Source organism: Streptomyces roseicoloratus, from assembly GCF_004117935.1.
GTDB classification, from domain to species: Bacteria; Actinomycetota; Actinomycetes; order Streptomycetales; family Streptomycetaceae; genus Streptomyces; species Streptomyces roseicoloratus.
Window position 1 is genome coordinate 270,422 of record NZ_SDOY01000118.1, and the last position, 8,079, is coordinate 278,500.

At 73.3% G+C, this 8,079-nt stretch carries 6 protein-coding genes and 1 pseudogene; 4 read left to right on the forward strand and 3 right to left on the reverse strand.

Features of this window, described 5'->3' with window-relative positions; all coding sequences use genetic code 11:
• The first annotated feature begins 39 nt into the window (after nucleotides 1-39).
• From ESG85_RS17060 to ESG85_RS17070, 3 genes are all read left to right on the forward strand, one after another.
• Nucleotides 40-2,268: an acyl-CoA dehydrogenase family protein gene (locus ESG85_RS17060; RefSeq protein WP_128980170.1), complete on the forward strand. Its 2,229-nt coding sequence runs from the start codon at nucleotides 40-42 to the stop codon at nucleotides 2,266-2,268.
• 37 nt (nucleotides 2,269-2,305) lie between these two features.
• Complete coding sequence (locus ESG85_RS17065; RefSeq protein ID WP_128980172.1) at nucleotides 2,306-3,496, forward strand: lipid-transfer protein; 1,191 nt, start codon at nucleotides 2,306-2,308, stop codon at nucleotides 3,494-3,496.
• Between the two features lie 296 nt (nucleotides 3,497-3,792).
• Nucleotides 3,793-5,229, forward strand: coding sequence for an MFS transporter (locus ESG85_RS17070; RefSeq protein WP_128980174.1), 1,437 nt, complete (start codon nucleotides 3,793-3,795; stop codon nucleotides 5,227-5,229).
• A gap of 45 nt (nucleotides 5,230-5,274) precedes the next feature.
• On the opposite strand, the gene ESG85_RS17075 is transcribed toward ESG85_RS17070, so the two are convergent.
• On the reverse strand, nucleotides 5,275-5,907 hold the full coding sequence (locus ESG85_RS17075) for a response regulator transcription factor (RefSeq protein WP_128980230.1): 633 nt from the start codon (nucleotides 5,905-5,907) through the stop codon (nucleotides 5,275-5,277).
• Nucleotides 5,908-6,136: 229 nt separating this feature from the next.
• Between ESG85_RS17075 and ESG85_RS35925 the strand changes: the two are divergent.
• A pseudogene (locus ESG85_RS35925) lies at nucleotides 6,137-6,229 on the forward strand (aminoglycoside phosphotransferase family protein); the annotation flags it as partial.
• A 63-nt stretch (nucleotides 6,230-6,292) separates the two neighbouring features.
• Here ESG85_RS35925 and melC2 read toward each other — a convergent pair.
• Together melC2 and ESG85_RS17090 are read right to left on the reverse strand one after the other, a co-directional pair.
• Complete coding sequence (gene melC2, locus ESG85_RS17085) at nucleotides 6,293-7,120, reverse strand: tyrosinase MelC2 (RefSeq protein WP_128980176.1); 828 nt, start codon at nucleotides 7,118-7,120, stop codon at nucleotides 6,293-6,295.
• 108 nt (nucleotides 7,121-7,228) lie between these two features.
• The coding region (locus ESG85_RS17090) for an IS982 family transposase (RefSeq protein ID WP_128978292.1) at nucleotides 7,229-8,079 on the reverse strand (851 nt) is incomplete at its 5' end.

Genomic DNA, 8,079 nt, shown 5'->3' on the forward strand with positions numbered 1-8,079 from the left:
CCTTCCGTCAGATTGAAACGTGTTCTAGTCTGCCGTGCCATGGGCATCGCCATCACGCACGAACAGCGGGAGCTCGCCCGATCCGTCCGCGGCTGGCTGACCCGCGCCGTACCGCCCGAGGAAGTGCGCGGGCACCTCGACCTGCCCGGCCGCGCCACCGACCGGCCCGCGTACTGGGACGGTGCCGTCGGGCAGGGGCTGCTCGGGGTGCATCTGCCCGAGGAGCACGGGGGCGGAGGCGGCGATCTGGTCGACCTCGCCGTCGTCCTGGAGGAAGCCGGGCGGGCCCTGCTGCCCGGGCCCCACCTCCCGAGCGTCCTCGCCGCCGAACTGCTCCACCGCGCCGGACACGGCACGCAGGCCGCGGCCGTCGCCGGCGGCGAACGCATCGCCGCCGTCGCCCTCGACCCCGGCACCCTCACCGCCGCGCCCTCCCGCACCGCCGACGGGCTCGTCCTCGACGGCCTCGCCCCGCCCGTCCTCGGCGCGGCCTGCGCCGACCTGATCGTCCTGCCCGCGCGCGCCGTCCACGGGACCGTATGGCTCGCCGTCGACGCCGACACCCTCTCCGTACGCCTCCACGCCTCCGCCGACCCCGTCCGGCCCACCGCCGAGGTCCGCGCCGACGGCGTCCTCGTCCCCGGCGGACGCGTCCTCGCCCTCGGCTCCGGTCTCGTGCGCGACCTCGCCGCCGTCCTCCTCGCCGCCGACGCCTGCGGCACCGCCGCCCGCGCCCTCGACACCGCGGCCGAACACGCCCGTACCCGCGTCCAGTTCGGGCGACCCATCGGGCGGTTCCAAGGCGTCAAACACCTCTGCGCCGACATGCTCGTCCGGCTCGAACAGGCCCGCGCCCTCACCTGGGACGCCGCCCGCGCCGCCCGCGAGACCTGCGGCGACGGCGAGAGCCGCGACGGAGACGCCCGCCCCGTCCCTGGCCGCGACGTGCGGTCCCTGACCGCCGCCCTCGCCGCCGCCACCGCGCTCGACGCCGCGTACACCACCGCCAAGGACTGCATCCAGATCCTCGGCGGCATCGGCTTCACCTGGGAACACGACGCCCACCTCCTCCTGCGCCGCGCCCTCGTCTCCCGCCAGCTCCTCGGTACCGGCGACGGCCACCGCCTCGCCGCCGCCCGCCTCGCCGCCGCCGGGACCCGGCGCGTACTCCGCCTCGAACTCCCGGCGGAGGCGGAGGAGTTCCGCGCCGCCGCCCGCGAAGCCCTCGCGCCCGCCGTCGGGCTCGACCCGCACGCCGCGCGCAAAGCCCTCGCCGGTACCGGCTACGCCGCCCCGCACCTGCCGGAGCCGTACGGGCTCGGCGCCGGCCCGGTGCGCCAACTCGCCGTCCAGCGCGAGGCGGAGGCCCTCGGCATCCGGCTCAGCCCGCTGTCCGTCGCCACCTGGGTCGTGCCCTCGCTCATCGCGTACGGCACGCCCGCCCAGCGCGACCACCACCTCGGACCCACCCTGCGCGGCGAACAGCAGTGGTGCCAGCTCTTCTCCGAACCCGAGGCCGGCTCCGACCTGGCCTCCCTCCGCACCCGCGCCGAACGCCTGGACGACGGCAGCTGGCGGATCAACGGGCAGAAGGTGTGGACGAGTTCGGCCCAGTGGGCCGACTACGGCATCCTCCTCGCCCGCACCGACCCCGACGCGCCCCGGCACCGCGGCCTCACCTACTTCCTCGTCGACATGAGGAACACGCCGGGCGTCGACATCCGCCCGCTGAAGGAGATCACCGGCGAATCGCTGTTCAACGAGGTGTGGTTCGAGGATGCCGTGCTGCCCGCCGACGCGGTCGTCGGCGAGGTGAACGACGGCTGGCGGGTGGCCCGCAACACCCTCGGCAACGAACGCGTCCACATGGCCGACCAGGTCGCCTTCGACACCGGCCTCGAAGCCCTCGTCGCCGCGTGCGCGCCCGGCAGGCCCCTCGACGACGCGCTCCGCGCCAGGGCCGGCGGTCTCGTCGCCGAGGCGCACGCCCTCGCCTGCATCGGCCTGCGCACCACGCTCCTCCAGGTGTCCGGCCTCGAACCGGGCCCGGGCGCCAGCGTCCGCAAGCTCGTCCAGACCCTCCACCAGCAGAAGGTCGCGGAGCTCGGCCTGGAACTCCTGGGCCCGGCGGGCGCCGTGGCGGAGGGCCCGGGGGAGCGGGCAGTGCACGGACTGCTGATGTCACGGTGCCTGACCATCGCGGGCGGCACCACGCAAGTACAGCTGAACGTCGTGGCAGAACGCCTGTTGGGCCTGCCGAGGGACTGACGGGCAAACCGACCCGAGAGACGAGGGGGCCCCTCCCATGGGGAAGACGTACATCGTGGGCGTCGGCATGACGAAGTTCGAGAAGCCGGAGACCCGGGACTGGCAGTACTGGGACATGGCGAAGGAGGCCGGCACCGCCGCCCTGGCCGACGCCGGGATCCCGTACGGCCTCGTCCAGCAGGTGCCCGTCGGCTACTGCTTCCAGGCGTCGACGGCCGGACAGCGCGCCGTGTACGAACTCGGGCTCACCGGCGTGCCCGTCTACAACGTCAACAACAACTGCGCGACGGCGTCGACGGCCCTGATGATGGCCCGGCAGTTCGTGGCGGGCGGCGCCGCCGACTGCGTGCTCGCGCTCGGCTTCGAGAAGATGACGCGCGGGGCGCTGGGCGGCGGCTCGGACGGCGGGGACTTCGCGAGCTCACCGGTCGCCCGGCACTACGGGATCATGGCGGCCGGACACGGCTTCGAGATGGCGCCGCCCACCGCCCAGATCTTCGGCAACGCGGCGCGCGAGCACATGGACCGCTACGGCACCACGGAGGTCCAGCTCGCAGCCGTCGCCGCCAAGAACCACCTGCACTCCTCCCGCAACCCCAACGCCCAGTTCCAGGACGTCCACTCGGTCGACGAGATCCTCGCCGCCCGGACCATCCACCACCCGCTGACCAAGCTCCAGTGCTCGCCCACCTCGGACGGCGCGGCCGCGGCGGTCGTCGTCTCCGAGCGCTTCGCCGACGAACACGGGCTGCGCGACCGGGCGGTGGAGATCGCGGCGCAGGCCATGACCACCGACACCGAGGAGTCCTTCGCCTCGGGCTCCTGCATCGACGTCGTCGGCCGGCCGATGTCGCGGGCGGCGGCCCGCCAGGCGTACGAGGCCTCCGGGCTCGGCATCGAGGACGTCGACGTCGTCGAACTGCACGACTGCTTCTCGATCAACGAACTCCTCACGTACGAGGCGCTGGGCATGTGCGAGGAGGGCGCGTCCGGCAAACTCGTCGAGTCCGGCGCCACGACCTACGGCGGCCGCTGGGTGGTCAACCCCTCCGGCGGCCTCATCTCCAAGGGCCACCCCCTGGGCGCCACAGGCCTCGCCCAGACCGCCGAACTCGTCTGGCAACTCCGCGGCGAAGCGGGCCCCCGCCAGGTCCCGAACGCCCGCGTGGGCCTCGCCCACAACATCGGCCTGGGCGGCGCGGCGGTGGTGACCCTGCTGCGGAGGTGAACGGCACCGAGCGGAGCCCGGCCGCCCGGAGCGCGGTGGTCCGCCGGGGTCCGGCCGCCGGGCTCGGAGTCCGACCGCCGTCTCGGGGTCCGACCGCCGTCTCGGGGTCCGACCGCCGTCTCGGAGTCCGACCGCCGTCTCGGGGTCCGGCCGCCCGGAGCGCGGTGGTCCGCCGGAGTCCGACCGCCGACTCGAAGTCCGTCCGCCCGGAGTCCGGCCGCCGGCCCGGAGTCCGGCCGTCCGCCCGGAGCCGTAGGGCCATATCCCGATGTACGGGGCATGGGGTGTCTGCGACCATGACGGGCATGTCGCGTACCGAGTCCGCCATACCCAGCTCCGCCGTCTCCGCGCCGTCGCCCCGCCGTCCCTGGCTCGTCGTGCTCGTCGCCAGTGCGGCGCAGTTCCTCGTCGTGCTTGACGTGTCCGTGGTCAACGTGGCGCTGCCGTCGATGCGGGAGGCGCTCGGGCTGACGGCGCCGGGGCTGCAGTGGGTCGTGAACGTGTACGCGATCGCGTTCGCCGGGTTCATGCTGCTCGGCGGGCGGGCGGCGGACCTCTTCGGGCGCAAGCGGATGTTCGTCGTCGGACTGTCCCTCTTCACCCTCGCCTCCGTCGCGGGCGGGCTCGCCCAGGAGGGCTGGCAGCTGCTCGCCGCCCGCGCCGTGCAGGGGCTCGGCGCGGCCGTCCTGTCGCCGTCCACCCTCACCCTCATCACGGCGGCCGTGCCCGCCGGGCCCGCCCGCAGCCGGGCCGTCGGCACCTGGACCGCGGTCGGCGCGGCGGGCGGTGCCGCCGGCGGGTTCGTCGGCGGCGCCCTCGTCGACCTGCTCTCCTGGCGCTGGGTGCTGCTCATCAACGTGCCCGTCGGCGCCCTCGTCCTCGCCGGCGCCTACTGGTGGCTGAGCGAGAGCCGGGCCGGCGGCGGTCGCCGGCCCGACCTGCCCGGCGCGGTGCTCGTCACGGCGGGCCTGGCGACCCTCGCGTACGGCATCGTGCAGACGGAGCGGACCGGCTGGACCTCCGCGGCGACCTTGGTGCCGTTGGTCGCCGGGCTCCTCCTGCTCGCGGTCTTCGTCGCCGTCGAGGCGCGGGTGGCCGCCGAACCGCTGATGCCGCTGCGGATCTTCCGTACGCGCGCGGTGTCGGCCGCCAACGTGACGATGCTGCTGTGCGGTTCCACCTCGTTCGGCATGTGGTTCTTCATGACGCTCTACGCGCAGAACGTCCTCGGCTACGAGCCGCTGATGGCCGGGCTCGCCCTCGTTCCGAGCTCCGCCAGCGTCATCGCCGGTTCCAAGCTCGCCCCCCGCCTGTTGCCCCGGCTCGGCGCCCGCCGGGTCGCCGTCCTCGGCACCCTGGTCGGGGCGGGCGGCTTCGCCTGGCAGTCCACGATGACCGCCGACGGCTCGTACCTCACCTCGATCCTGCTGCCCGGCGTCCTGATGATGTTCGGCGTCGGCCTCGGCTCCACGCCGCTCGCCGTCCTCGCCACCACCCGGGTGCCCGCCTCCGAGGCCGGTCTCGCCTCCGGTCTCATCAACACCTCCCGCACCATGGGCGGTGCCCTCGGCCTCGCCACCCTCTCCACCGTGGCCGCCTCGGTCACCGCCGGCGGCACCGACCCGGAGGCCCTGACCTCGGGCTACGCGGCGGCCTTCCGCGTGGCGACGGTCGTGCTCGTGGCGACGGCGGTGGTGATGGCGGTGTGGCTGCCCAGGCCGGAGCAGAAGTAGCCACCGGCCCCGGGACGAGCGCCGCGGCTAGCCGCGGCTATGCGGCTACAGCCAGCCCTGCTGACGGGCCTCCCGCACCGCTTCCATGCGGTTGCGGGTGCCCGTCTTGCCGATGGCCGACGACAGGTAGTTGCGGACCGTGGACTCGGAGAGGTGGAGCTTCTCCGCGATGTCGGCGACGGTCGCGCCGTCCACCGAGGCGCCGAGGGCGTCCCGTTCGCGGGCCGTCAGCGGGTTCGGGCCCGCGCTCAGGGCCGCCGCCGCGAGGGCCGGGTCGATGACCGTCTCGCCGCGCAGCGCCTTGCGGATGGCCTCGGCCAGCTCCTCGACCGGGCCGTCCTTCACCAGGAAACCCGCCGCACCCGCCTCCATCGCGCGGCGCAGGTAGCCGGGTCTGCCGAAGGTCGTCAGGATCAGGACCCGGCAGTCCGGCACCTCGTCCCGCAGATCGGCCGCCGCCTCCAGGCCCGAACGGCCCGGCAGTTCGATGTCCAGGAGCGCCACGTCCGGCCGCGCCGTCAGCGCGGCGGCCACGATCTCGTCGCCCCGCCCCACCTGCGCGACGACCTCGATGTCCGGCTCCATCCCGAGCAGCAGCGCGAGCGCGCCCCGCATCATCCCCTGGTCCTCGGCGAGGAGGACCCTGGTCGACCTGGCGGGGCGGTGGTCCCGCGGCATCTCGTTCACAGGGAACAGCGTAGGACCGAGTACGTGTTGAGGCGCGCCGGGCATGGGCGTCGGGCATGGACGCCGGGCATGGGCGCCGGGCGTGCGAGAGATCCTGTCGGCTCAGGGGTGACCGGACGGGGCGTGTGGTGTGTGTGGGGCGTGTGGGCCCGTGCAGGGCGTGTGGGGCGGAGGAGTCCGTGGGCCGTGACGCGGCTCGGCGGGCGTGGTGGCGACATCGTCGCTGCGCAGTCTGCCGGCAGCGGGCCAGCTGATCGAGCACGGCTTCGATCCCTTCGCGCCGGGCTGTGAGGTCGACGCCCGCGGGGCGCGAGCGGGCCCGGGTTCCGCTGCCGGCCCTGACGCCCCTGACGCCCCTGCCGGCCTCCCGGTCAGGTCACGCGGCCGTGTCGAACGTGTAGTGCGCCCTGTGGTCCAGCATGTCCGCCGGCGTCACGTCGTTCCACGGGCGCATCGTGTCGTGCAGGTCGACGACGTTCGGCGTGCCCGCGGCCGGGAGGTACGGCGACTTGGGGTGACGGGCCTGCCACTCGACCCACAGCTTGTCGACGAAAGCGTGGTGCATCCAGAACACCGGGTCGTTCGGGGACACTCCGGTGGCCATCTGGCCGCCGACCCAGACGTGGACGCGGTTGTGGAGGTTCACGCCGCGCCACCCCTCCAGGTGGTTGCGGAAGCCCTCCGACGCGCTGTTCCACGGGGCCGTGTCGTACGTCTCCATGGCGAGGACCGAGTCCACCTCCGCGCGCGTCGGCAACTGGCGTCCACCCGCGCCCAGGTCACGGCGCAGGTAGTCGCGGCCGTCCACCCGGACGTTGATCGTCCAGCGGTTCCCCGAGCGGGCGAACGCGCCGTCGAGCACCTGCCCGTCCCGCGCGCGGCCGGTGCCGCCGAGGAAGTCGGGCGCCCAGAGAGAGGAACGGGAGGTGCGGTCGGCCGTCCAGTCCCAGTACGGCAGCGCGACGGTGGCGTCGACCGACTGCAGTGCCTGCTCGAACTCCAGGAGGAAGCGCCGGTGCCACGGCAGGAACGACGGCGACCGGTGCCCGACGCGGTCGCCCGTGTCCGTGTCGCCCATGATGAAGGCGTTGTGCGTGGTGACGAAGGCGTCATAGCGGCCCGAGCGCTTGAGTTCGAGCAGCGCGGCGACGAAACGCCGCTTCTCGTCGGCGGTCAGCGTGGCCTGGTTCTTGCGTACGGTCATGACGGTGTTACGGCTCCTGGAGCGGATGGATCGGGAAGACCGGGAAGACCGGGAAGACCGGGAAGACCGGGAAGGTCAGGACGGTCTAGATGAATGAGTCCGATGTTTTCAGTGGTCGTAGGCGATCAGTGAGCGTTTGACTGCGGCGCCGGTGGTCCAGTTGTGCCAGATGCCGGCGGCCAGGGCGAGGAGTCGTTGTCCGGTGCGGGCGAAGACACCGGCCGGGGTTCTGCCGCCGTGGTGTTCGAGGCTGAGCTGGCCTTTGAGGGTGTCGATGACGGCCTCGATCCACTGTCGGACCCGGGCGATCTTCCCGTGCCGGACCGGTTCGTCCTTGCGGTCCGGCCGCACGAGGTGGGCGCCGAGGCGCTCGCTGACGAAGGTCTCGAACTCCTTCCCGGCAAAGCCCTTGTCGGCGAGGATCACCTGCCCTTGGCGGACGAGGTGGTGGTCGTGTTCGAGCAGGGCGGCCATCACCTCCCGCTCGCCGATCTTCGGGTTGGCCAGACACCAGGTGACGGGCATGCCCTCGGCGGTGGTGACCAGGTAGAGCCGGAAGCCCCAGAAGAAGCGGGAGTGGCTGCGGCAGTAGCCGTATCCGCAGTGCCCGGCCAGTTCGGAGCGTTTGACGGTCTCGCGGGAGGCCGCGCAGGGCAGCGGGGTGGAGTCGATCAGCCGCAGGTCGTCGTTCCAGGTCGGCACCTGCCGGGCCAGTGCCTCGATCACCTGGCTGATCAGCGGACCTGCGGCGTTGAGGCGCTTGTTGTAGGCGGACTGCTGGGGCAGGTAGCGGAACAGGTGTCCCAGCCGGGCATGCGCGAAGCGGATCCAGTGCCGGGCCGAGGGGAAGCCGAGCAGGACCTGGGCGACGGCCAGGCACAGCAGTTCGGCGTCCGTGAGTTTCGGGGGTCGCCCGATCCGGCGACAAGGCGCCACATGGTCGTCGATGAACACGTACA